The organism is Anabaena sp. UHCC 0204 (genome assembly GCF_009711975.1).
GTDB lineage: Bacteria > Cyanobacteriota > Cyanobacteriia > Cyanobacteriales > Nostocaceae > Dolichospermum.
This window is the reverse complement of sequence record NZ_VIKW01000005.1, coordinates 1-21,863: the sequence shown is the minus strand read 5'-3', so window position 1 is coordinate 21,863 and position 21,863 is coordinate 1. Positions and strand designations below refer to the sequence as shown.

At 38.3% G+C, this 21,863-nt stretch carries 19 protein-coding genes and 1 tRNA gene; 4 read left to right on the top strand and 16 right to left on the bottom strand.

The window, feature by feature from the left end:
- Positions 1–160: 160 nt before the first annotated feature.
- The 11 genes from FJR04_RS05495 to FJR04_RS05445 all read right to left on the bottom strand — a co-directional run bounded on the left by FJR04_RS05495 (position 161) and on the right by FJR04_RS05445 (position 9,281).
- A complete protein-coding gene (locus FJR04_RS05495; protein WP_168492512.1) occupies positions 161–922 on the bottom strand; it encodes a phycobilisome rod-core linker polypeptide in 762 nt (253 codons plus the stop codon).
- 118 nt (positions 923–1,040) lie between these two features.
- Positions 1,041–1,769 (bottom strand): phycobilisome rod-core linker polypeptide, encoded by a 729-nt coding sequence (locus tag FJR04_RS05490; protein ID WP_168492885.1) that lies wholly within the window; start codon positions 1,767–1,769, stop codon positions 1,041–1,043.
- A gap of 140 nt (positions 1,770–1,909) precedes the next feature.
- A complete protein-coding gene (locus FJR04_RS05485) occupies positions 1,910–2,650 on the bottom strand; it encodes a phycobilisome rod-core linker polypeptide (protein ID WP_168492510.1) in 741 nt (246 codons plus the stop codon).
- A 128-nt stretch (positions 2,651–2,778) separates the two neighbouring features.
- Entirely contained in the window at positions 2,779–3,615 is an 837-nt protein-coding gene (locus FJR04_RS05480; protein WP_168492508.1) for a phycobilisome rod-core linker polypeptide, read from the bottom strand.
- Between the two features lie 37 nt (positions 3,616–3,652).
- Entirely contained in the window at positions 3,653–4,252 is a 600-nt protein-coding gene (locus tag FJR04_RS05475) for a HEAT repeat domain-containing protein (RefSeq protein ID WP_168492506.1), read from the bottom strand.
- A gap of 78 nt (positions 4,253–4,330) precedes the next feature.
- Positions 4,331–5,185, bottom strand: a complete 855-nt coding sequence (locus FJR04_RS05470) for a HEAT repeat domain-containing protein (RefSeq protein WP_168492504.1) — start codon at positions 5,183–5,185, stop codon at positions 4,331–4,333.
- Between the two features lie 16 nt (positions 5,186–5,201).
- Positions 5,202–5,441: a phycobilisome linker polypeptide gene (locus FJR04_RS05465; protein WP_168492502.1), complete on the bottom strand. Its 240-nt coding sequence runs from the start codon at positions 5,439–5,441 to the stop codon at positions 5,202–5,204.
- A 45-nt stretch (positions 5,442–5,486) separates the two neighbouring features.
- Positions 5,487–6,347 carry a phycobilisome linker polypeptide gene (locus FJR04_RS05460; RefSeq protein ID WP_168492500.1) on the bottom strand — a complete coding sequence of 287 codons (861 nt, stop codon included), beginning with the start codon at positions 6,345–6,347 and terminating at the stop codon, positions 5,487–5,489.
- 277 nt (positions 6,348–6,624) lie between these two features.
- Entirely contained in the window at positions 6,625–7,113 is a 489-nt protein-coding gene (gene cpcA, locus FJR04_RS05455; RefSeq protein ID WP_168492498.1) for a phycocyanin subunit alpha, read from the bottom strand.
- An 87-nt stretch (positions 7,114–7,200) separates the two neighbouring features.
- Positions 7,201–7,722: a phycocyanin subunit beta gene (locus FJR04_RS05450; RefSeq protein ID WP_168492497.1), complete on the bottom strand. Its 522-nt coding sequence runs from the start codon at positions 7,720–7,722 to the stop codon at positions 7,201–7,203.
- Positions 7,723–8,348: 626 nt separating this feature from the next.
- Positions 8,349–9,281 carry an RluA family pseudouridine synthase gene (locus FJR04_RS05445; protein WP_168492496.1) on the bottom strand — a complete coding sequence of 311 codons (933 nt, stop codon included), beginning with the start codon at positions 9,279–9,281 and terminating at the stop codon, positions 8,349–8,351.
- Positions 9,282–9,506: 225 nt separating this feature from the next.
- Between FJR04_RS05445 and FJR04_RS05440 the strand changes: the two genes are divergently transcribed.
- Positions 9,507–10,547 (top strand): response regulator, encoded by a 1,041-nt coding sequence (locus FJR04_RS05440; protein WP_168492495.1) that lies wholly within the window; start codon positions 9,507–9,509, stop codon positions 10,545–10,547.
- 159 nt (positions 10,548–10,706) lie between these two features.
- On the opposite strand, the gene FJR04_RS05435 is transcribed toward FJR04_RS05440, so the two are convergent.
- From FJR04_RS05435 to FJR04_RS05415, 5 genes are all read right to left on the bottom strand, one after another.
- A complete protein-coding gene (locus FJR04_RS05435) occupies positions 10,707–14,900 on the bottom strand; it encodes an NACHT domain-containing NTPase (RefSeq protein ID WP_168492494.1) in 4,194 nt (1,397 codons plus the stop codon).
- 48 nt (positions 14,901–14,948) lie between these two features.
- Positions 14,949–15,701: a uroporphyrinogen-III C-methyltransferase gene (gene cobA / locus FJR04_RS05430; RefSeq protein ID WP_174763505.1), complete on the bottom strand. Its 753-nt coding sequence runs from the start codon at positions 15,699–15,701 to the stop codon at positions 14,949–14,951.
- Positions 15,694–16,431, bottom strand: a complete 738-nt coding sequence (locus FJR04_RS05425) for a sirohydrochlorin chelatase (RefSeq protein WP_168492493.1) — start codon at positions 16,429–16,431, stop codon at positions 15,694–15,696. The genes cobA and FJR04_RS05425 overlap by 8 nt, the downstream gene beginning before the upstream one ends.
- A 119-nt stretch (positions 16,432–16,550) precedes the next feature.
- Entirely contained in the window at positions 16,551–17,909 is a 1,359-nt protein-coding gene (locus FJR04_RS05420) for a serine/threonine-protein kinase (protein WP_168492492.1), read from the bottom strand.
- Between the two features lie 60 nt (positions 17,910–17,969).
- Complete coding sequence (locus tag FJR04_RS05415; RefSeq protein ID WP_168492491.1) at positions 17,970–18,350, bottom strand: DUF4359 domain-containing protein; 381 nt, start codon at positions 18,348–18,350, stop codon at positions 17,970–17,972.
- 120 nt (positions 18,351–18,470) lie between these two features.
- Here FJR04_RS05415 and FJR04_RS05410 point away from each other — a divergent pair.
- From FJR04_RS05410 to FJR04_RS05400, 3 genes are all read left to right on the top strand, one after another.
- Positions 18,471–18,543, top strand: a tRNA-His gene (locus tag FJR04_RS05410).
- 799 nt (positions 18,544–19,342) lie between these two features.
- Positions 19,343–19,918, top strand: coding sequence for a DUF924 family protein (locus tag FJR04_RS05405; protein WP_168492489.1), 576 nt, complete (start codon positions 19,343–19,345; stop codon positions 19,916–19,918).
- 463 nt (positions 19,919–20,381) lie between these two features.
- Positions 20,382–21,617, top strand: a complete 1,236-nt coding sequence (locus tag FJR04_RS05400; RefSeq protein WP_168492488.1) for a nucleotidyltransferase family protein — start codon at positions 20,382–20,384, stop codon at positions 21,615–21,617.
- The last annotated feature ends 246 nt before the right edge of the window (positions 21,618–21,863 follow it).

Genomic DNA, 21,863 nt, shown 5'->3' with positions numbered 1-21,863 from the left:
CCAATAAATATAGGGTGCGTCAAGAATTATCTTCCTAACACACCCTAAAAACTGGAAATTTTTTCAAAATTGTCAACCAACAATTAAAAATTCCTAAACAGCTTGTACAATCTGCTTTTTTAATTTTTAATTATTAATTTTTAATTCCCAAAAAGCGGTACTAGCGTTTGCCACGGTAAGGAACGGCGTTGAGGTAATCAATGTCAAAAGAAGATAGCTTTTGAGCATAGTTACCTTTACCAGATACAGAAGCCGCCATAGCTGCAAACTTCCGAGGATCTCCTTCTACCATCCGCTTCTCTTTCGCTTTAGCAGTGTAGAAGTTCTCCAAGGTAAAGCGCCAGTCGGTTCTGACTGTACCTGCTGTTTCTTGGAAGTCTGCACCGTAACGGGGAGTTACTAAGTTAAAGGGACGATCTACGAAACGCTTACGTTGGTAAGGTACAGTATTTTCACCGAAGTTTTCGGTGTATTCTGCGCTGTCTACTAAAGCATCAACAAAACCGCTAAAACCTTTTGTACCAATGACAATTGACCAAGCAATTTCTTCTTTTTTATTGTAAGCACAACGACCCAATAAGCGTTTGAGGGTGATGTCTACTAAACGGTAGTTGTTGTTAACGGAGACAACTAAACGATAGAAAGCTTCAGATTTAGCTAAACCACGGATAAAGTCACGAACTGACAAAGAACCGTTTTTCAGTTGAGATTCTAAAGTACCTTGACGGTTAAACTTAAGAATTTCATGTTCGCTAAAAACTTGGCGATAAGCAGCCCAAATGATGCTGCTAATGTCAGTGTAAGAACTAACGTCTTCTAAACGATAGATATAAGGTGTATCTTCATTTTTGTCAGCAGCGCCAAAGCTACCCACACGGTGATTTTGACTGCTTGGATTGTATTGAAGTAATGGCAATGCCATGTTGTTTTTTTCCTTTTATTATCAAATTAAACAAAAATTTAGCGGTGAAAGATGAATAAGGGTTGATTACTCAAATTCCTCATTCATCTTTATTTCCTAGTTATTTTCCCCTATTTGGTTAATAGATAGAACTAATTCCTAACCAATTGAGGATAAATAAGAAGGTAATGCCTGCGGTTATTACTAGTAATACAGCAGACAGGGCCCCCCAATCAACATTTTGACTAAATTCGGGTGACAAAGACCCACTCCACTGAGGAATATACCGCCTTTTTTGGACAATACCTGCTCGGTCACGATAATCAGCACCATAACGAGGGGTAAAGCTAATAGGGCGGTCTGTGGTCATTCTTTTGCGTTGATAGGGTACGGTGTACTCGCCAAAGGCTTCTTCGTACTCGCTACTATCAATCAGCACATCCACAAATTTTCCCCAACCCAGAGTAGCAATTTGTATTGACCAAGCAATTTTTTCTTGATCATTGTAGGGAGAACGACCCAAGATCCTTTTCAGGAACATTTCTACTAGCCGATAGTTGTTATTTGGTGTCACAACTAGCTGATAAAATCGTTCTGATTTCGCCAAACCGCGAATGAAGTCTTTAACCGTAATTGACCTATTTTTGAGTTGGGTTTCTAAGGTAATTTGGCGGTTAAATTTGAGGATCTCCTGTTCGTTGAAGATTTGGCGATAGGCGGACCAAATTAGTTGTTCAATTTCGCCGGGTGAGTTAGCATCTTCAATTCGGTAGATATAAGGAGTGTCTTCGTTAATATCTGCTGTACCGAAGCTGCTAACTCTTTGGTTTTGAGTTGTCGGTTTGTATTGAAGTAAAGGAATTGCCATTTTCAAGAACCTGCCTTTTGGTAAAGTTGGCATCTTAAAATGTCGTTATTTTTAGTAAACTAACTAAAATCAAAATCCTTAAAAAAATACAAACTTAAGATTTTCAACCGAGATTCCCCAGCTAGTTAAAAAACTATTTATTACAAGGGAAAACTAGCACTAGGACTGATGGAAACGGGAATACCTGCTGGTGTTGTTTCCTTGGTCGTGTTAGGAATTTGGATATTGGCAGTGCTAACTGGTGTGTAGGTCACTGTTCTAATATTAATGGAATTTGCCATATCCAAAAAGTTTTTGATGTCGCCCCATTTATAACGAGCATCTTCTAGTTGGTCGCGCCAGTAATCACTGTATCGTGGTGTTACCAAATTAAAGGGACGATCTTTATAACGCCGTCTTTGGTAAGGAACGATATTTTCGCCAAAGTTGCTTTGATATTCTTCAGAATCTAACAAAGCATCAACAAAACCACCCCAACCTTTGGTAGCAATGACAATTGACCAAGCAATTTCTTCTTCTTTGTTGTAAGGTGCGCGACCTAATAACCGTTTTAGTCCAATTTCTACTAATCTGTAGTTGGAATTACTTTGAATTACTAAACTTTGGAAAGCTTCAGATTTAGCTAAACCCCGGATAAAATCGCGGACGGTAATGGCTTTATTTTTTACTTGGGATTCTAAATTACCTTGGCGGTAGAATTTGAGAATCACGTGTTCGCTAAAAAGTTGCCGATAAGCAGCCCAAATTAGTTCTTCTACTTCTCCACCAAAGGCATAGTCTTCGATGCGGTAAATTGTGGGTGTATCTTCGTTGGGGACTTCATAACCAGAAACGCGCTGGTTTTGAGAACTGGGTTTGTATTCTAGTAGAGGTATTGTCATGTTTGTTAATTGTTAGGGAACAGGGAACAGGGAACAGGGAACAGGGAACAGGGAATAGGGAACAGGGAACAGGGAATAGGTGTTTCCCAATCACCAATCACCAATCACCAATCACCCATTACCAATAACTAATTTTTGGCGATCGCCGGAATGTAACGATAAGGTAAGGAAACTGCTACAGGTTTAACGGTGGGTTGTTCTTGGTTATCTCTGCTGGTATCAGGGATGTCGCCGCTACTAACGTAAGATTGGGCGGTGGCCAAACTGCGTTGGTAGTTGCATTCGTCAGTAATAATAGACCCAGCCATGATGAAGAAGTTGGCGGGAATGGCACGACGGATATCTGCTGTAGTCAGTTCTCCGCTGGTACGGATGCTGTAGTAGGAACGACCTGCCAATCCACGGATGTTTTGAGTATCGCGCCAGTCAGCACCATAACGGGGGTTAGCTAGGTTAAAGGGGCGATCGCCAAAACGACGACGTTGGAAAGGTACAATGTCATCACCAAAGTTATCTATATACTCAACGGATTCCAACAAAGCATCTATAAAACCGTGTAACCCTTTGGTAGCAATGACAATTGACCAAGCGATTTCTTCGGCTTTGTTATAAGCAGCCCGGCCTAAGAAGCGTTTTAAGGTGATATCAACTAAACGATAGTTGGTGTTTGTCTCTGCTACTTGGGTGCGGTAAACGTCTGATTTTCCCAAACCCCGGATAAAATCACGCAGGGTAATCGCCCGATTTCGCAGTTGTGATTCTAAAAAGTTTTGCCGATAGCTGGCTAAAATCAGGTGTTCGCTGAAAATTTGCCGATATGCAGCCCAGATGATGGCATCAATATCTTGATCTGAGGTGGCACGATCTAAACGATAAATGGTTGGGGTGTCTTCGTTGGGGACTTCGTAGCCGTCTACTCGCTGGTTTTGCGTTTTGGGCGAATATTCTAGTAATGGTATTGACATCTTTACTTTTACCTTGTTATATGGTATATAAATCTGTTTACTGGCTATAGGCCAACTGAACGCGAGCGCGAACGGCTTTTTCAGTTTCGTTAGTCAGCATTAATTGAAATTTAGCCAAAATAGGCGGTTGTACTATGGCTACTTTTGCTAAAGCTTGTAAACCAACAACAGCAGCATAACGAATTGACCAGTCTGTATCTTCGCAGATTAACAGAAGTGCCTCTAGGACTCGGTTGATGGCTGTTTCTGCTTCAGAAATTTCTAACTGATGCCAATGTAAGTTTCCTAGTCCTTTAATCGCAGCCCGGCGGACACTGGGGGCAAAGTCAGTTTTTGCTGTAGAGATGAGAATATCCAAAGCACGGGGATCTGCGATCGCAGCTATTGTGCGAATCGAATAAGCCCGTGCGCCATAGTTATAATCATCAATTTGTTCTAGCAGTTGTGGAACTGCTATTTGTCCCAACTCTGTCAATGCTGCTGCTGCAACTATTGCCGCCTCTGGATTGTTATAACCAAAGACGGCAATTAAGGCGGGAATTGCCGATGGATCTTTGGCTGCTGCCAGATTTTTAACCGCTGTCACCAGTTGAGATGGTGTTTCTGCTACGGTGACAGCCCGAATTAGTTCATCCATTTTTCAGTTGTCAGTGGTCAGTTGTCAGTTGTCAGTGGTCAGTAGTTTTGCAACTGACAATTGACAATTGACTACTGACTATAATAGTGAATCCATCAAATTCATGACTTGGATAGCTTGCTCAGAAATACCAAAAGTATCAGACTGTTCTGGCAGTTGATACTCTAATAATCCTTTTAAAGCAATAAGTTTGAAGCTATTTTCCACTTGAGCAGAGGCGATCGCTGCTGCTGCTGGCAAATACCCGATTGCCCCCAAGTCCCCTAACACAACGCGACGCATCTTTAAATCACCTGTTACCAAGGTTTTCACTAATAACTCGCCATAAGCAGAGTCTTGTGTCAGTTGGTACATGGCTCTAGCTGCGGAGCATTGCAATCGGGGAACTGGATGATTGAGAAAAGGCTGAACAAGGGAAATAGCCTCAGTTGCACCCATAGCTCCCAAGGCTTCTAATACTGCTGTATAGGGTTGGGTAAGGTGGGGTAGTCCTGGTACTTGTACAGCCTGGTCAACTCCCCCATCTAGCAGTTTTATCAGTGCTGGTAATGCTGTTTGAGCGCGAAGCATTGCCAAAGATTGGGCTGCGGCTTCGCGGACATAAAAATCAGCACATTCTAAGCACTTAATCAAACCTGGTACGGCTTTTAAGTTGCCTAGTTTACCAAGCGCCCTCGCGGCATTCCGCCGTAAGGGATAACCTCCTAGTTCTGTTCTGTCGGCTTCGTCCTCTAACGCTGTAATGAGTGCGTCTATGGCTTCTGGCTGACTGACTCGGAACTTACCCAACCACCAAGCAGCATAATAGCGGAGACTTAAATCTGATGATTGCAGGTTAGCGATTGCGTTCCGCACGCTTTCGGCGAACGCTATCTCTGGTGTCAGAGGTGGTGCATTCTGGGCAGAATATTCTTCTCCACTGGTTTCTATCATTGCCAGGGCTTTCTGCTTATTCTGCTACGGTCAAAGATTCAATTTTGACGATTCTGCCACCGAGACGGCTAATCCGCTGCATTTCTTCATTCATGCGGTTATAGGGTACGGTAATAAATACGCTACCACTGCGGCGAATGTCGAATTTATTTTTGTCGGTTTCTTGGTTTTGCTTTAAGCCAACAACTTCGTAACGAAATACGCGGCTTGCAGATGAAGAAACGCTACCAGCGCCAAGTGTGGTTTGACCGAACATTCTCTATCTCCTGTGATGTGTTTTGTCGGTGAACAGCACCGGATCTTACGTGGAAATTACGCTGACAATTTTGCCGCCAACTTTATGAATTTGCTGCATTTTGTCTAAAAGGCGCTCGTAAGGTACAATGAATACTGTGCTGCTGCGGCGCACGCTGGGGTATCCTGGATTGCGAATGCCTGTAACTTCAACTCGGTAAGTGCGATCTGATTGTCCTACGGCATTACCTAAGTTTTGCTTAGGAGCGTCATCCGCAGATACACGGAAACCCCAATTATTGTTACTACCAGAGGGTCCAACAACTGAGGAAGTCTTATTACTCGCTAATTCCCGCGCTAAACGAGATTTATCACCTTCGACTTGAGCAGTGTCGCTGTTGGCATAACCACGGTATAAACGGAACATCCGCGTAAAACCGGCTGCACTTTGTCCTGATTGAAAATCAAAACCGCGATAGTAGGGAACTACACTTTCCCCAAAGCTGTTTTGATATTCTTCAGAATCAATGTAGGAGTCAATTTCCGCGTCGTAACCTTGGTTAATATATAAGTCTAAGTGGTAAGTTACTTCTGACTCATTGTATGGTGCGCGACCCAACAAGTGTTTATAGTTGAGTTCAATTAACCGAGTTTGGAAACTGTTGTAAAAGAATTTAGCTTTGTAGAGTTCCGATTTAGCAACGCTGCGAACAAACTCGCGCACGCTTAAGTTACCATCGCGTAAAAGTGACTCTGCACCAATCAAGCGATCTGATGCCAATATATAGTCATTTCCTAAAACGTGCCGATAAACAGCACGAATTACTGATTCGACTTCTTCTCGGCTGGCGTTGGGGCGCAGTTCAACTCGGCGTGCGTCGCTAAAAGGCTCTGTCCCCAGTCTTGATGCTGCTGCTGTAATTGCCATGTTTTTTCTCCTTTATTGTTTTCATTTCAATCCAAAACCACCTGAAAAAGTGATTTTCACGCTCTGATTAACAACTTCAGTTATCTGGAGATAAAACGATGCCCGGAGCTAGATCCAATTGCTAGGTGAACCAGAATGATCTTGGAGATTTTAACGCCACTTAATTTATAGTTAGAATATTTTCCAACTTACGCAGTGACTCCCCATGAACGACTGGCGAACCCCCTTAGGGGTAACTCCATCTAACAATTATATCCCTCTCCGGGCATGACGCTATCTAGCTGAGAGCGTTGATTGCATAGTCAATATAGGTGTTAGCTTCGTTAGCAGCTTGACCGCTTAGACCGTGGCTGGCTTTGATTGATTTCAAAGCTTCTACGTACCAGCTAGGAGATAAATCAAACGCGCCGTTGATTTCAGACAAACCAGCAATTAAGAACTCATCCAAAGGACCTGTTCCACCAGCAACTAGGCTATAGGTGATGATGCGTAGGTAGTGACCAACGTCACGAGCGCATTTAGCTTTACCACGGCTGTCAGATGCAAATTGAGCGCCTGGTGTAGAGGTGGTGTAAGGGAATTTGCTGTATACGGCGCTGGTAGCACCATCAATTAATTTTTGAGCGTTAGCTGTCAAACCACGAGCAGCTTCCATGCTGGCAGCAGCACGAACAAAACGGCCGTTAACTGCTTGTAATTCGGTGTTGCTTAAAAAGCGTCCTTGGGTATCAGCAGATGCGATTGCTTCGGTAATTGGTGTTTTCATTGGTGAAAATCTCCTAGATTGTTTCTTGCTTGTTTTGTTGGGAAAAGCTCAATTTAGGTTCGAGCTAATTTGATTTGTAAGAAATTGTTAGGCAACAGCAGCCGCAGCGCGGTCAAAGTAGCTAGCAACTTCAGAAACCAAAGAACTGCAATCACCTTTGGTGATCCCGTTAGGATCATTAATTTTAGCGATCGCTGCTTCTTTCATTTTGCCAACACCAACTGCTACAGAAGCACCAGGAGTACCCAAAGCTTGGTATGTTTCACGTAAACCGTTTAAGCAACGGTCATCAAGAACACTAGCATCACCTGCTAATGCTGCATAGGTTACATAGCGTAAGATGATTTCCATGTCGCGTAGGCAAGCAGCCATACGACGGTTGGTGTAAGCGTTGCCGCCAGGAGCAATCAAGTTGGGCTGTTCTTCAAACAAGGCACGAGCAGCGTCAGTAACAATGTCTTTAGCGTTGCTTGTAATCCGGTTAACGGTATCTAAACGCTTGCTACCAGAAGCTACAACTGCTGTTAAAGCATCTAGTTGTTCGGTGCTGAGGAATTCGCCTCTAGCGTCAGCTTGGGAAACAACCTTGGAAAATACATCTAATGTCATGGACTCTAATCTCCTAAATTACTTAGTTGAGAGATCTCTAAATTAAAACTAATTCGGATTGGTTGGCAACAGAATCAAATCAAAGCGCTTCTCAATCTATCTTCTCATATACTAGACCATATTTATATTTTATGAACTAGAAATTATGAGAGTCATGAGGGATTTTATGAGAAACTGGCAAACTTCGTCAATTGCCTGCTTTGTTTAACTTTTTTCTGTTGTTTAACCCCTACAGTTTATGTTTATACAATGCCATAGAGTCTTTATTTGTTACAAATTATGAATAAATAAGATGATCGCCTAAGAAAAGCCTCAAATCCTTTACATACAAGGTGTGTAAGTGAGAAAAAATCAATATTTACGTTACATAAGTTTACAATTCTCGAAAAGAATCGCAATATTTTGTTTGTTAATATTGTTTAAATTTTCTATAAATCCCTTGCTATAAATAGATTACAGCCCTTTTTGGTTGTTTTGGGATGTTACTGAATTGGATTAAGGATTGTAAATTTACATTGTTAAATAATTGAAAGAAGTTTCTTCTCTTTTTCCCCCAGGGGGGGATTTTAAGGTAAAAAAGGTTATATGCACAAAATGGGACTAAGGCTTCATAATTTTATTAAATTTTAAGAAACTCCACTGCGACGGCGTAATACTTCCAATAAAGTCGTAAAGCTGCGGGGAGGAGGCGCTGTGACTGCGACTAAATTTCCAGAAACGGGATGTTGTAACTGGAGTTTCCAAGCGTGTAAGGCTTGTCCTGGTAGATTGACACCAATGGAATGACCAGAACTATAAATAGGATCACCAACGATAGGATGACCGATTTTGGCGCTATGGACGCGAATTTGATGGGTGCGTCCTGTTTCTAGTTGGAAGTGAATTAGTGTGTAGTTGCCAAATCGCTCTTGTACTTGCCAATGAGTGATAGCATTCCGTCCACCATCTTCTACAGAGACAATGGCCATTTTTTTGCGGTCTTGAGGATTGCGGCCAATGGGTAAGTCTATGCTTCCGGTTGACGTTTTGGGGACACCGTAAACTAAACCTAGATATTCTCTGCGAGCGGTTTTTGCTTGTAGTTGTGCTTGCAGGTGCTGATAAGCTAGGTCTGTTTTAGCGATCGCGATCGCTCCAGTAGTATCCTTGTCTAAACGGTGGACTATGCCCGGACGTTGAACACCGCCGATTCCTGGTAAATTAGGGCAGTGTGCCAATATAGCATTAACTAAAGTGCCATCAGGATGTCCTGGTGCGGGGTGAACAACCAAACCAGCAGGTTTATTGAGAATGATGATCTCTTCATCTTCATAGAGAATATCGAGGGGAATATCTGCTGCTACTAGTTCTAACGGTTGGATTGCCGGAATTTCTAGTGTAATGCGATCGCCACTTTTTAGATGAATTTTCTTAGATTTGCAAACTGTATCATTAACTTGCACATGACCCTGTTCGATTAACTGCTGGATGCGTGAACGGGATAAATCTGATAACTCTTGAGATAAATAGACATCTAGGCGCTGACAATTTTCTGGGACTTGGATATTAATTACGGACACGATTGGTAGGGGGTAATTTAAAAAACATTGAGATTAAAAATTATAAGCGTTCTGCTGGAACATCTCTACTTCATTTTTTCATCATAGGTTTAACATACTTTTTTATTTCTCCAAAAAATATATAGTAACCTAAAGGGAAGAATTCAAAAGACAGGATTCAGAATGTTTATAAAATACATTAATTAACTGATCATGAGAGAAAAATTTAATGATCAATTTCCGACCATGAATACAATACCTATTAGTAGATATAGATTTTTCCAAAAGTTACAACCAATTACTCTATTAAAGAAGATTACTAATAATTCGTTTACTGGTTGTTTACAAGTATTTAGTGAATCTGGTGCATGGTCAATATATATGGATAAGGGTAAACTAATTTACGCTAGTTACTCTGAAGAAATGTTTGAACCTCTTTACCGAAATTTACAGAAATTGAGTCAGCAAATTTCTACTCTTCCTAGAGGTATTAATGAACAGGTACGGATGATTTTTGAAAAAGATATTGAGAATCAGTCAATACCAAATCCCGATTATTTAGCCATTTGTTGGTTAGTTAATCAAAAATATATTAGTCACTTTCAAGCTGCTTTATTAATTGAGCAATTGGCATTAGAGGTTTTACAATCATTACTAGATTTAGAAAATGGTAGTTATGAGTTTGTTCCTAATACTTTTTTAGATGATCTCCCTAAGTTTTGTCATTTGAATTTAAGAACTTTAGTAGAAAAATGTCAATCAGGAGTAAAAATTGATGTTGAAGAAAATTTGAATTTTGAAAATTATCATCAGTCACATCCAGTTAACAAATTTCCAGAACAATTACCCAAAAGCAATACATATCAAGTTGATTATGAGCCTAATATAAATCAGCCGATTAATTCCCAAGTTACTGAGAGGAAAAAATACAGTATTTTGGGTGTAGACAATGATTATAACATATTAAATGCTGTAGCAGATTTTTTAGATGAGCAAATATTTTCTGTAATTAAATTTATGGATTCTTCCCAAGCTTTAATGGAAATTTTGCGCGTACAGCCGGATATTATTTTACTAAATATAGAAATGCCTCATTTAGATGGCTATGAAATCTGTTCTTTGTTACGAAAACACACACATTATCAAAATATTCCTGTAATTTTAATGACTGAAAGAATGGGATTAAGAGATAGAGCAAAAGCCAAATTTGTGAAAGCTAATGGTTATTTAGAAAAGCCTTTTTCTCAAGGGGATTTACTGAAAATCATTTTTCACCATATTGTGTAAGAACTATAATTATGTTGGTATCAAGCAAGACTTTCACGGGTTATGTTTCTCCTTTAAATATTCCCATTTAGCTTGATCTGGATCAAAGTCTACTAGAACGGGTGGGGCATTTTCAAATAATCAAGTAAATTATACCTTTGGAGAATATTGATAAATCATTTACCTAAGTGCTGTATTGAGGACAAAGGATTTAACTTTAATACCTGCTTGTGATAACTGTTTAGCTTGGTTGTTAAAGTTTTCTCTGGCTTGATCAATACTAATTTTTGGTGCTTTACCTTTTCTATAATCACTCTTATCCCACTGTTGGCAGTTAAACCAAGCAACTAAGTAAATACCATGTTCACAAGTATTATTTTTTAAATAGCGATCAACAAGCTGTATCTCCATTGCAGTATCTAGCTCATCATTCCAACAGCCTTTTACTTCGATAATAACTGTTATGCAATCAAATATCTGTCCATTTTGTTTTTTAATAACAGCATCTACATGAATATCTGTTCTTTCACCAGGATTTCCTCCTTTATTTGGTCTTAGTTCTACTTCTCTATTGAGAATAATACCTCTGGATTTTAAATCCCTTTCAAGGTGAAGTTTCACGTAGTCAGAAAATGTATTTTCATCACATGGTCTATATACTTTATCGGTTATTTTATTCCAGATGAATATAGCAGAAGGTGTTTCTCCTTGTAACTCATTCTCCAATCTTTTAAGTGATTCAACTAGTACATCTAAAAGTTCATTAGCATCTTTCACAAAACGATTTTCTGTATTGCTGAGAAGTTCAAAAGTTTCAGATGGTGTGGGAGGATGCCATGTGTTACGTCGTCTTTTAGTTTGAGCTTGTAGTAATACTCTGTTCATCCATGTAAGTTCAGGAAATTCTTGAGCAATGTGCTGAATTTCTACACAAGCTTCAGATGTTCCTCTTTCTTTGAGGTGAGTTAAAATATTATCTCTAAAATTCCCTAGTGTTTCTCTAGTTCCTATAAAATGAACACCTTGATAAACTGGATCTTCATGAGGAGGATATTGTTTAGTCATCCAAATATATAAATCAGCTAGTTGTTTTTCCGTAATGTTTAAGTTAATGCCAAAGTAACCATTAGCAACTGATTCAAAGAGTTTACGACCGAATTCTATATCTTGTTGAACAACTGACCAAATTAAAGACCAATCATCATAATCAGCATTTTCAACTAAAACTTTAGTAGTTAATAATATCCTTTCATATTCTTCCTCTTCTGAAGGTAGTGGATGAAAAATTAGACTCTTAGCAAATTCTTTAGCTTTGTTATATCCATGCTTTAAAAGTTCTTCAAGCAATCTTTGGGTAACTTTTGGTTTAAGTGCCTTGTCTTTTATTTTTTCTAAAATTACAGAATTAAACCGTTCATCACAGCATTTATCAAATTTATTCATAATGAAGATAGTACTATGTTCTTCATTTTCTTTATCAATTATTAAAATTAGTGTGTTAATAGTTTCAGTAGGTGCTTTTATATATGATCGCCTAACTAATTCAAGGTAATTATCTTCTCTGCCACTATTTGGATATCCCACTATAATAGGTGTCCATCTCTGCCAGATTTCATCTGTAATGGTATCTAAAAATTCTGGTGATTCTTTCAAGAGTAAAAATAATGCTCTACAACCAGCTAAAGCCAATCTATCAAAAGTGTTTGTACCTATCCAACTGTAAGGTAATTGATTTTGTTCTAAAACGTATTTCTTAGCACCATCTATGATTTTTCTTTGAGTGGCTGTATCGGCTTCTTTCCAACCAGGAAGTTTAGTCAAATCATATTCTAGTTCATCAGTATAATATCTACTATTTGGTCTTAAAGTCATTTCCATATTTAGCTGATACCAAGCTGATAGATTACCCGTATCTAACTGTTCTAAAAGTAGAATAACTCTCTCTTTTAGTGGCGGTTCTAATAGTTGAGATTTTGGTTTGCGATTCTCCAAATTTTGTACCCAAATATAATCAGCTTCCATTTTTTTTGCTAGGGATGAATTTAACTCAACGGCTTCAAAGTAAGAGGCAAAATGATTACGCAAAATTTCATTAGTTTGAGTGGCAGTAATAATAGTATCTATCTGTTTTGCATCTTGACGGTTAAAACTCCATTCAATTAATTGAACCCAAATTTTTTGTTGTTCATTAAATTCTGTGTTTTGCAACTTATCCAACATCCAAAATATATCTTGATTTAAGAGAATATTTTCTGTAACCGAGCTTAATAAAAATTTAGGATCTTTTTCTTCATAAACAATATTTAAAACTATTTTTTCAAGTAATGTGCGTCTTTTTTCATCATACTGCAAAATTTGTGACTCAAAATTATGCCCAGTGGAATCACTTTGAGTGACTAAACTTTGATATTCTTTCCACTGAATTATGGCTATTCTAGCAAAAATTTCTACTACTTCAGGAATATCAAATTGTTCCCATGCTTTTAAAATAATTTCATCTGCTAGTCTTTCAAATGGATCTTCAAAACATCTTAAACCTTGCTTTTCAACCCAGTTAAGAGCTATCACTAAATCATCAGATTGAAGTTTGGCAACAAGTTCATTTTTAAGAAAACTCTGATAACCACCAAATAAATTTCTCCTTTTAGCTGGAGTAATAGCGTTAAATAATTCTTCGGCTGTTAAGTGTTCTGGCCAAACTGCTTCTAAACTATATCCTTTAAGTCTGTCATCCTCATCTTCTTCAATATTACTAATAGCTAAAGGCTTTAACTTTAATTTTGTTTCTAAATTGCCAACTGAACAAATAGTCATTGCAGCGTTAGCTCTCAGGTGTATAGATTGAGATGAATCTAGTGCTAAATCAACTAAATCTTCTTGAATCTCATATAATTCACAACTTTTAGCAATATCTATTGCTTCATCTCTTGCTTCTAGTGATTTACTAGAATCATGAATATATGGACGCAGTTGTTTAGCTAATCCAGGATGTTTAAGTTTTTTGTAATTAAAATAGCTACCTAAATCTCTATTTAGCAGTTTTCCATCATTGTAATAATTCAGTAAGTTAGCAACTATTTTCTCTTGAATTTCTCTATCTGTAGGAATATCACTTCTTAAAAGTACATCTGGATCTGTTTTAAGAATTTCTTCTAGAATATCCTTCCTCATACTTGCTAACCAAGCAGCAGTTTCATGTAGTTGAGGAATTAATTTACATTCTGGATCTCCTTGTGAAACAATTAAGCTCATTACCTGAACCAAGGGTATATTACGTTTAATTAAATACCATGCAGCTAAAAATTCAGCGTAGGTTTGATGAGCAAATCCCATGCGATTACTTCCACGAGAAGAAAATAATCCTGTAATAGATAAAACTTCATCTCTAATATTATTTTCTGTAACCTGAAATTCTTGCTCATTAATTATTTCTTTACCTACACATAAATCTCGAATAGCTATATCTGAATTAGGTATATCTGCCATTTCTCGGCTTGTCCATATAGCACTTCTGTTAGCAAAAAGTATAATAGTTGCAATACGTGCTGCTATTATTAAACGTTGATAAGAATTTAATTTAGACTTACCTAACTGTAAGCGATATGGGTTAACTTCTTCACATAATTGTAAACAACCCTGTTTATATAATTCTTTTTTAGAATCAGGGAATTGCCCATTTTGTAGGTAAGTACCCATCAAAAATTTTAATGTAACTGGTTTAATAGCAAGTGGGGTTGCTTCTCTATTTAAAATCTCCTGCATGAACAATTCAGAATTTATATTCTTTGCGTTAGCTACTTCAATAATATCTATTCTACGTAAAGGAGCAAGTTCATATATTTTTGTATTAGCTTCTCCCCATTTTTCTTTTAACTTTTGCTCTAGAGTGGAATTTTCTAACCAAACAGATGTTCTACAGGTAATCCGAAAATAAAGGCATTCAGTAGGAAGATGCTCTATTTTATTTTCTAAACTTCTAATAATTGTCTTAACTGAAAGTAAACCTTCATCTAAACTATCTAAAAAAAGATGTAGTTTATGAGTTCCATGAATCCATGTAATAAATTTTTCGTCTTTGAATATCCCATTAGATAAATCTTGATTTGAGTCAAAATCACCAAGATTAAAAAATAAACAATCGTCTTCAGATTCGTCTAATTCTTCTTTTAATTCATCAAATGCTTGGTCGACTGCTGTGGTTTTACCAATACCTGGTTCACCCAACAATATTAAACACGGAATATGGGATATAGAGCTAAAGGTTACTACGTCAGGATTATGTCCATATTCTGATTCTGGATCTTCTAAAAATCCACCATAGTCGAGCCTAATATTTCCTGTATTCGGACACCAGAATCGTTTCCAATTATACATAGTTTTAAGGATTTTTAAAGATGACTAAACTTCAGTTTAGCTTTTCCTCTATTTTTTCTCCTGCACAGAACCAGATAATATACTGTGTAATTTTACAACTGCACCAATTACAGCGATCGCAGGTGCAAGAAATCCTTTTGCTTCCACTTCTTCGACAATTGTCCCCAATTCACCGATTAATTCTTCCTGTTCGGGCCGAGTTCCCCACCGGACTAAGGCAATGGGTGTATCTAAACTCAACCCAGCGAGAGTAAACTGCTCAACTATGTAGGGTAAATTGTGAATACCCATATAAATGACTATAGTTTCTGAACCGTGGGCGATCGCTTGCCAATTTACCTGGGGTTTATACTTACCAGCAGATTCATGTCCAGTCACAAAAGTAACTGAAGAACTATAAAGACGATGGGTTAAAGGAATACCTGCATAGGCTGGTGCGGCAATTCCTGATGTAATCCCTGGTACAACTTCTACGGGAATACCTGCGGCTACCAATTCCGCCATTTCTTCCCCACCCCGACCGAAGATAAAAGGATCACCACCTTTGAGCCGGATAACTATCCCATGATTCTCAGCTTTCTCAATCAGTAATTGGGTAGTGACTTCCTGTAACAGCGAATGTCTACCCATGCGTTTACCAGCGTTGATTTGTTCGGCTTCGGGATTTATCATTTCCAGAACTTCTGGACTCACCAAAGCATCATAAATAACGACATCTGCACAAGCCAACAACCCTTTTCCTTTGAGTGTCATAAGTCCAGGATCTCCAGGACCAGCACCAACTAAATAGACTTTACCCAAAAACTTTGTCCTCTTCTTTAATGAAATCCCAGATTAAATCAGCAAATTCTCGACTTGTTCCTAAAGGTGGTGCGAGTTGAAAACTTACTGATGGAAATTGTAATTTTAGCGTTTCTACTGCCAGAGCGATCGCATCAGTTATCCCACCTGTAAATAAAAAATATGGGAAAATCGCAATTTCTTGATCACCAGCAGCTATCAATTCCTGTACTCTTATTTCTAAACTCGGAGGTACAGACCAATAAGCCGTAACTGCGCCCACACTAGCCGCTATACTTTCCACAGGAGCATGAGAACCAGCCCGTCTGCTACCATGAGCTAAAATAATTGATACATCTGCTTTTACCGTCATCATCATCCTAGCGACAAACTTGCCTAACCCAGGATAACTACCAATATAGGGACGCAATTCCATGATCATTCCTGCACCTATCACCTCTTGTGCGATCGCAATTTCTGCGGGAATATCAGTCATAACATGAAAACCCGGTAACAAAAATAGAGGGATAATTTGCACCCTTTTACAGCCAAAAGCCTGAACACGATCAGTAAAATCTTTTATTTGCAGATGTAAAGGTTGAATATTTGCTTCCAAGGTAGCGACACCTACGAAATTTTCACCTTGAGGTAATATCTCACTTAACAGCCTAGCTAATTGCTCCATAGCCATATCTGGACGAGGATCACGACTGCCATGAGATACTAAAAGATAAGCTGTATTACTTTGCATAATTAGGGCTGGGAGAAGGAGTCAGGAGTCAGGAGAGAAGAAGGAGTCAATTGTTATTGATTTATCTAAGTTTTCACTTTATTAAGCATTGTCAATTGTCAATTGTCAATTATCAATTGTCAATTGTTCCTAATATAACAGCTTGCCACCTTTGCAGTTAAAGCTTTCATGTGTCTTCCTAACTGATTACCACTAACCCAAAAGTGAGAAGGTAAATGACCTGTTGGTGCAGATAATTTAAAAGTTAATTGTTGACGGACAGAAGTAGCATTGGGCAAATACCAACCTACTGTACTGCAAAATTCTGCATAGTCGCGATCGCAGGTATTATAAATTTGGGTTTGGATACTAAAACCAAAATGCCCTTGACTATATTTTGTCCACAATTGGTCAATTATTTGTAAATCCTGACAAGGTAAAGTTTCTAAATCACTATTAGATAAATAACTACCTTTCCGTTTAGATAAAGCTTGACACATTAACGCCCAAGTTTCTGCATCTGCTTTTTGCCACTGTTTCCATGCGAGGAAATCACGTAACTGCTGGTAATTAATACCTGTATCCGAACGGAGAGTAGTAAGTTGCTGTTTCTTGGCTGGTTGGGTATTTATTGCCATTGCTGCTAGGACTTCCTGAGCAGATTTGTAGCGTTGAGCCAAGGCATTATGAATAAGTTTATCCAGAATTTCACTTAGATGAGATGTAACATGATTGTCTGGAGGTAAATAATCTCGCCAAATCCAGCGATCGCTTGTATCATCAAATAAATCAAAGGGAGAAATCCCCGTTAATAGCTGAATACAACTTACACCCAAACTATAAAGATCACTCGCTGGTAACACTTTACCCCGCATTTGTTCAGGGGCCATGTATTCAGGACTCCCAATAGTTGTTCCTGTTTTCATTACCCCAGTTGCAGAAATATATTTAGCAACACCAAAATCAATTAATACTAAATCCCCTCCTAGAGATTTTCGCATTATATTTTCCGGCTTAATATCCCTGTGAATAACATGATGACCATGCACAAATTCCAACACAGGTAATAAATCTTGCAGTAATTTCTGGATTTTCCCCTGATTAAAAACTCCTTGCTGCTCTAATTCCTGGGCTAATGTTTGTCCGGAAATTAATTCTTGTACCAAATACAAGCGATTTTCCTGTTCAAAATGTGCTAATAATTGGGGAATTTGGGGATGGCGCAAATCATCTAAGCGCACTGCTTCTTGACGAAATAATTCTACAGCTTTGCGAAAGCTGGCTAGATTCTCTTCTGGGAAACAGAGTTGTTTAATTACGCATTGAGGTTGAGAAGGGATATGTTCATCCACACCTAAAAGTGTTCTCCCGAACCCACCCTTACCTAAAGGATAAAGAGGACGGTAGCGATCTTTAAGTAAAAGCGGTTTACCACATTTAAGACAAAACAGAGCATTATCTGGATTTTGCGGATACAGACAGTTAGTACAGAAACTCATCACAGAGTAGTTTTTTCCGGGACTACTTGTATCTTAAGTCTTCATCTGATTTCTGCTGATTTATTTTTCTTGGGCATTGTAAGTGTAAAATTGATTCAACGCGCCTACTGTTTCAAATTTGTACCCTGGTATCCAAGAATCAAGCTTGATTTCGGTCCGATAAATACTAAAGATCATATAATCTTGTCGCTTGGTTGTGCTAGTAATTAGTTCTTTGATGTGCGGTGTTGCTGACTCCAGCACTTGCTCACAATTAGTTTTGATTAATCTTTCTAAAAAACTTGGTGTTTTTTGACATACATCAGTTTTTAGATATGTTGTCAGTTTTTGGACTGCATACTTTTCATATTCAACCTGATTGGGATTTGTCTTCGACATCATTGCCCCTAGAATGCCAATACCCGCTGCGCCTACACATATAAGCATAGTTAAAGGTTTCATATTCCTACTTGATCTAGTCCGATTGTTAGTCTTTTAAAGACTACCAAGAAAATTCTCTAATTTCTGGCAAAAAAAACTTGATCATTTTCTGGAGGTTGTGCTATACTCAAGTAGTGAATGGCGAGCGTAGCCAAGTGGTTAAGGCAGTGGTTTGTGGTACCACCATTCGTGGGTTCGATCCCCATCGTTCGCCCTGATAAATATATTTTTACAGATATAGAGACGTTCCATGGAACGTCTCTACAGGATTTAAGGCGTGTGTTGTAATCTACCGCTACCACGGCCTTCTTTTTTAGTATTCATAAACAATTCGATTTCCTCAAATACAAAAACGTTGATTTCTGACACCCTGTGTATTTTTAACAAGCCTTGAATTTGGCTAGTACCGCAATGCAGCATCAAAAATTAACACTGAAAAATCTAACAATTAGCTTCCTACAAGCTTTTGAGTTGAATTTTGCTCAGGAATTGTTGCCTTACTGTACTTTCTGAAGTGTTAAAGCCAAAAATCGTCTAAACAACCAATACCTACAAAAAAATGGCGCAGGTATTGAACAAGAGGACATAATTGCTATATGCCATTACAAAGCATAATTTGTGCAGGTTAACAGGTAGCACAATTTCTATTATAAAATATTTGGCAAAATAATAAATCTATCGAAAGTAGGATTCTGTAAAATCATGAAGAAATGAACCGCAGAGGACGCAGAGGACGCGGAGAAATAAGAGTTTCAGAGAGTTATTGCGTAAGTCCGATAGGAGTATTCCAAGTAAAAAAATGCCCAATTGTCATTGCGTTCGCGGAGCGTGGCGTTAGCCATATGGAGCGGAGCGGAATGAAGCAATCTCTGGTTTTGGATCATTTATTGTTTGGAACACTCTAGAAGATGAAAATGTGATGACATTATGGTAATCATCTCAAATTAAATTACCAAAAATACCAGATATATGTGTAAAATGCGACAGGTGCTTTGTAATAATCAATAACAGCAATGTCACAGGCAACAGCTATTTTGGATTTTTGGTTTGGTTATCCAGATGACCCAAATTACGGTAAAGTGCAGCCATTTTGGTTTGACAAACAACCAGATTTTGATGTTAAAGTCCGCGATCTTTTTTTTGAAGTTTACCGAGAAGCAGTAGCGGGACACTTACATGATTGGATGAATGCACCCGAAACCTGTCTAGCTTTAATTCTCTTGCTAGATCAATTTCCCCGAAATATGTTTCGTGATACTCCAGAAGCCTTTGCAACGGACTGGGAAGCAATTTCATTAGCGCAACACGCGACAAGTAAAGGCTATGATCGGCAATTATTATCTGTGAAACGCTGGTTTATTTATTTACCATTTGAACACAGTGAAAACCTAGCTGATCAGCGCAAGTGTATTAAGCTATTTCAACAACTTAGCCATGATCCTGATAGTGCTAAAGCGATTGAATCAGCGTTTCGACACAAGGAAATAATTGCTCGATTTGGTCGTTTTCCCCATCGTAATGAAATTTTAGGACGCATCTCTACCCCAGAAGAAGAGGAATTTTTACAACAACCTGATTCTTCATTTTAATCTCTTGGTGATGGGTGATAGGATATTGAGAAATATCTTTACCTCAAATTTCTTGAATAATTGTCACCCTTCGGGTGAATGCCTCCGGCACGCTACGCGAACACTAGTCGCTCATGGGGGTTTCCCCATGACCGCGCTGGTTCACCTGTCACCTGCTATATTGCTCAATTTTATGGCATTGCTGATTAAGAGTATGATTTTATTTCACGCAGAGGCGCTCCAGTCTCAGAGAGTAAGAGTTTCATTTTTTTGATTTTCCAATTTCATACCTCAATATGGCTATCGCCACGCAGGCTATCAGCAACGCCCTAAATTTTATAAACTAATGCAGTTATGCCATGGTTGCAAAACTAAGGATCACTTTGCTTATCACCCTCGTGATTAATTTTGGTGAAGCAACACCTAAAAAATAAAAATTATTTGTAATAATTGAAATTCTGATTTTTTTTAATGGAGACTGAAATTGGATCATTCAACTGTTGAGACTATATTATCACAGACTAATTCTGAAATTGAATTGCTACTTTGCTGTGCCAGAACTAAGATAGAACCAGAAAAAGCTGATCATATTAGAGAACTTCTAGCAAAAAATATAAATTGGGGTAAATTGATAGAAATGGCGCAACAGCAACGAGTGTTGCCTCTATTATATTCCAGTCTTTCCAGAAATTTTTCAGATGTAGTTCCCAAAGAGATTTTGAGCAAATTACGACTTGATTTTCTGGCTCAAACTAGGCGTAGTTTACTTTTAAGTGGGGAATTGGTAAGGCTGCTAAATTTATTTGCAGAAGCAAAAATATCAGTTCTCCCCTTTAAAGGACCAGTTTTGGCTGCGAGTGCTTATGGAAATTTATCACTGCGACAGTTTAGCGATTTAGACATTTTAGTTCACCCGCAGGATGTAGAAAAGGCCAAACAAGTATTCGTGTCTCAGGGATATAGCCAGAAGATTGAGCGCATCGAAGTTACAGAGGCTCAAAAAGCTGCGTTTGTGCGATCGCAAAGCATCTATAAATTAGTTCGTGAAGCTGCTTATCCTTTTATCCACCCGGAAACAGAACTGGTAGTAGAACTTCACTGGGGAGTAATGCCAAACTATTTTTCTTTTCCTATTGATTGTGAGGCATTATGGCAAGACTTAGAACCAGTTACGATTGCTGGTAAAAGTGTCCCTAATCTTTCTCCAGAAAATACGCTGTTGATGTTAGCTGGACATGGGACAAAAGACTGTTGGACAAATTTGGCTCGCATTTGTGATGTGGCTGAATTAATTCGCAGTTATCCCCAGTTAAATTGGAAAAAATTGCTCGAACAAGCAAGAATTAAAGGTGGTCAAAGAATCTTATTTTTGGCTTTGACACTAGCACGAAATATTTTTGGAACTGCTTTACCTGATGAAGTTTGGCAAAAAATTCAGACAGATCCAAAAGTTAGTTTACTTGCAGTTGAAGTCAATCAAAATCTTTTCCAAAATGTTGATGGTTCATTTCAAGATGGGAAAGTCACTCGCTTTCATTTAAGTGTGCGGGAACGTTTACAAGATAAAATACGTTATTCTTTGCGTTTGGCCACAACGCCGACTACTTCCGACTGGTTAGTTTTACCTTTAGCAGAATTTCCCGCTTTTATTTACTATTTATTACGACCAATAAGGTTAGTGACAGAGCAAGTATTAAAAAAAATTAACCAGAATTTCTAATTTTTCTATAGCAATTTTGAACCACAATATCCCTGACTTCTCTAAGAATTAGGGCATTTTCGCATGAGTGATTTATGCCGATAGCTTCCTTTAGGAATACACAAATCAAATTGCTATATTATCTATCTTTAAGAAAATAGAAATTTCTTTATTAAATCTTTAAAAAAGATGTGATCAAATTTACATTATAATTAAATTTGGGTTAAGCAAACAATCTCATTCAGTTTAAAAGCACAATGAATTGGG

What these genes read in the sequence shown, in the direction of transcription:
- FJR04_RS05460 (WP_168492500.1), bottom strand. Translation starts at nt 6,347, where the DNA reads ATGGCAATTACAGCAGCAGCATCAAGACTGGGGACAGAGCCTTTTAGC.
- FJR04_RS05470 (WP_168492504.1), bottom strand. Translation starts at nt 5,185, where the DNA reads ATGATAGAAACCAGTGGAGAAGAATATTCTGCCCAGAATGCACCACCT.
- FJR04_RS05485 (WP_168492510.1), bottom strand. Translation starts at nt 2,650, where the DNA reads ATGACAATACCTCTACTAGAATACAAACCCAGTTCTCAAAACCAGCGC.
- FJR04_RS05425 (WP_168492493.1), bottom strand. Translation starts at nt 16,431, where the DNA reads ATGCAAAGTAATACAGCTTATCTTTTAGTATCTCATGGCAGTCGTGAT.
- FJR04_RS05465 (WP_168492502.1), bottom strand. Translation starts at nt 5,441, where the DNA reads ATGTTCGGTCAAACCACACTTGGCGCTGGTAGCGTTTCTTCATCTGCA.
- FJR04_RS05450 (WP_168492497.1), bottom strand. Translation starts at nt 7,722, where the DNA reads ATGACATTAGATGTATTTTCCAAGGTTGTTTCCCAAGCTGACGCTAGA.
- FJR04_RS05415 (WP_168492491.1), bottom strand. Translation starts at nt 18,350, where the DNA reads ATGAAACCTTTAACTATGCTTATATGTGTAGGCGCAGCGGGTATTGGC.
- FJR04_RS05495 (WP_168492512.1), bottom strand. Translation starts at nt 922, where the DNA reads ATGGCATTGCCATTACTTCAATACAATCCAAGCAGTCAAAATCACCGT.
- FJR04_RS05480 (WP_168492508.1), bottom strand. Translation starts at nt 3,615, where the DNA reads ATGTCAATACCATTACTAGAATATTCGCCCAAAACGCAAAACCAGCGA.
- FJR04_RS05435 (WP_168492494.1), bottom strand. Translation starts at nt 14,900, where the DNA reads ATGTATAATTGGAAACGATTCTGGTGTCCGAATACAGGAAATATTAGG.
- FJR04_RS05405 (WP_168492489.1), top strand. Translation starts at nt 19,343, where the DNA reads ATGTCACAGGCAACAGCTATTTTGGATTTTTGGTTTGGTTATCCAGAT.
- FJR04_RS05490 (WP_168492885.1), bottom strand. Translation starts at nt 1,769, where the DNA reads ATGGCAATTCCTTTACTTCAATACAAACCGACAACTCAAAACCAAAGA.
- FJR04_RS05420 (WP_168492492.1), bottom strand. Translation starts at nt 17,909, where the DNA reads ATGAGTTTCTGTACTAACTGTCTGTATCCGCAAAATCCAGATAATGCT.
- cpcA (WP_168492498.1), bottom strand. Translation starts at nt 7,113, where the DNA reads ATGAAAACACCAATTACCGAAGCAATCGCATCTGCTGATACCCAAGGA.
- FJR04_RS05440 (WP_168492495.1), top strand. Translation starts at nt 9,507, where the DNA reads ATGAATACAATACCTATTAGTAGATATAGATTTTTCCAAAAGTTACAA.
- FJR04_RS05475 (WP_168492506.1), bottom strand. Translation starts at nt 4,252, where the DNA reads ATGGATGAACTAATTCGGGCTGTCACCGTAGCAGAAACACCATCTCAA.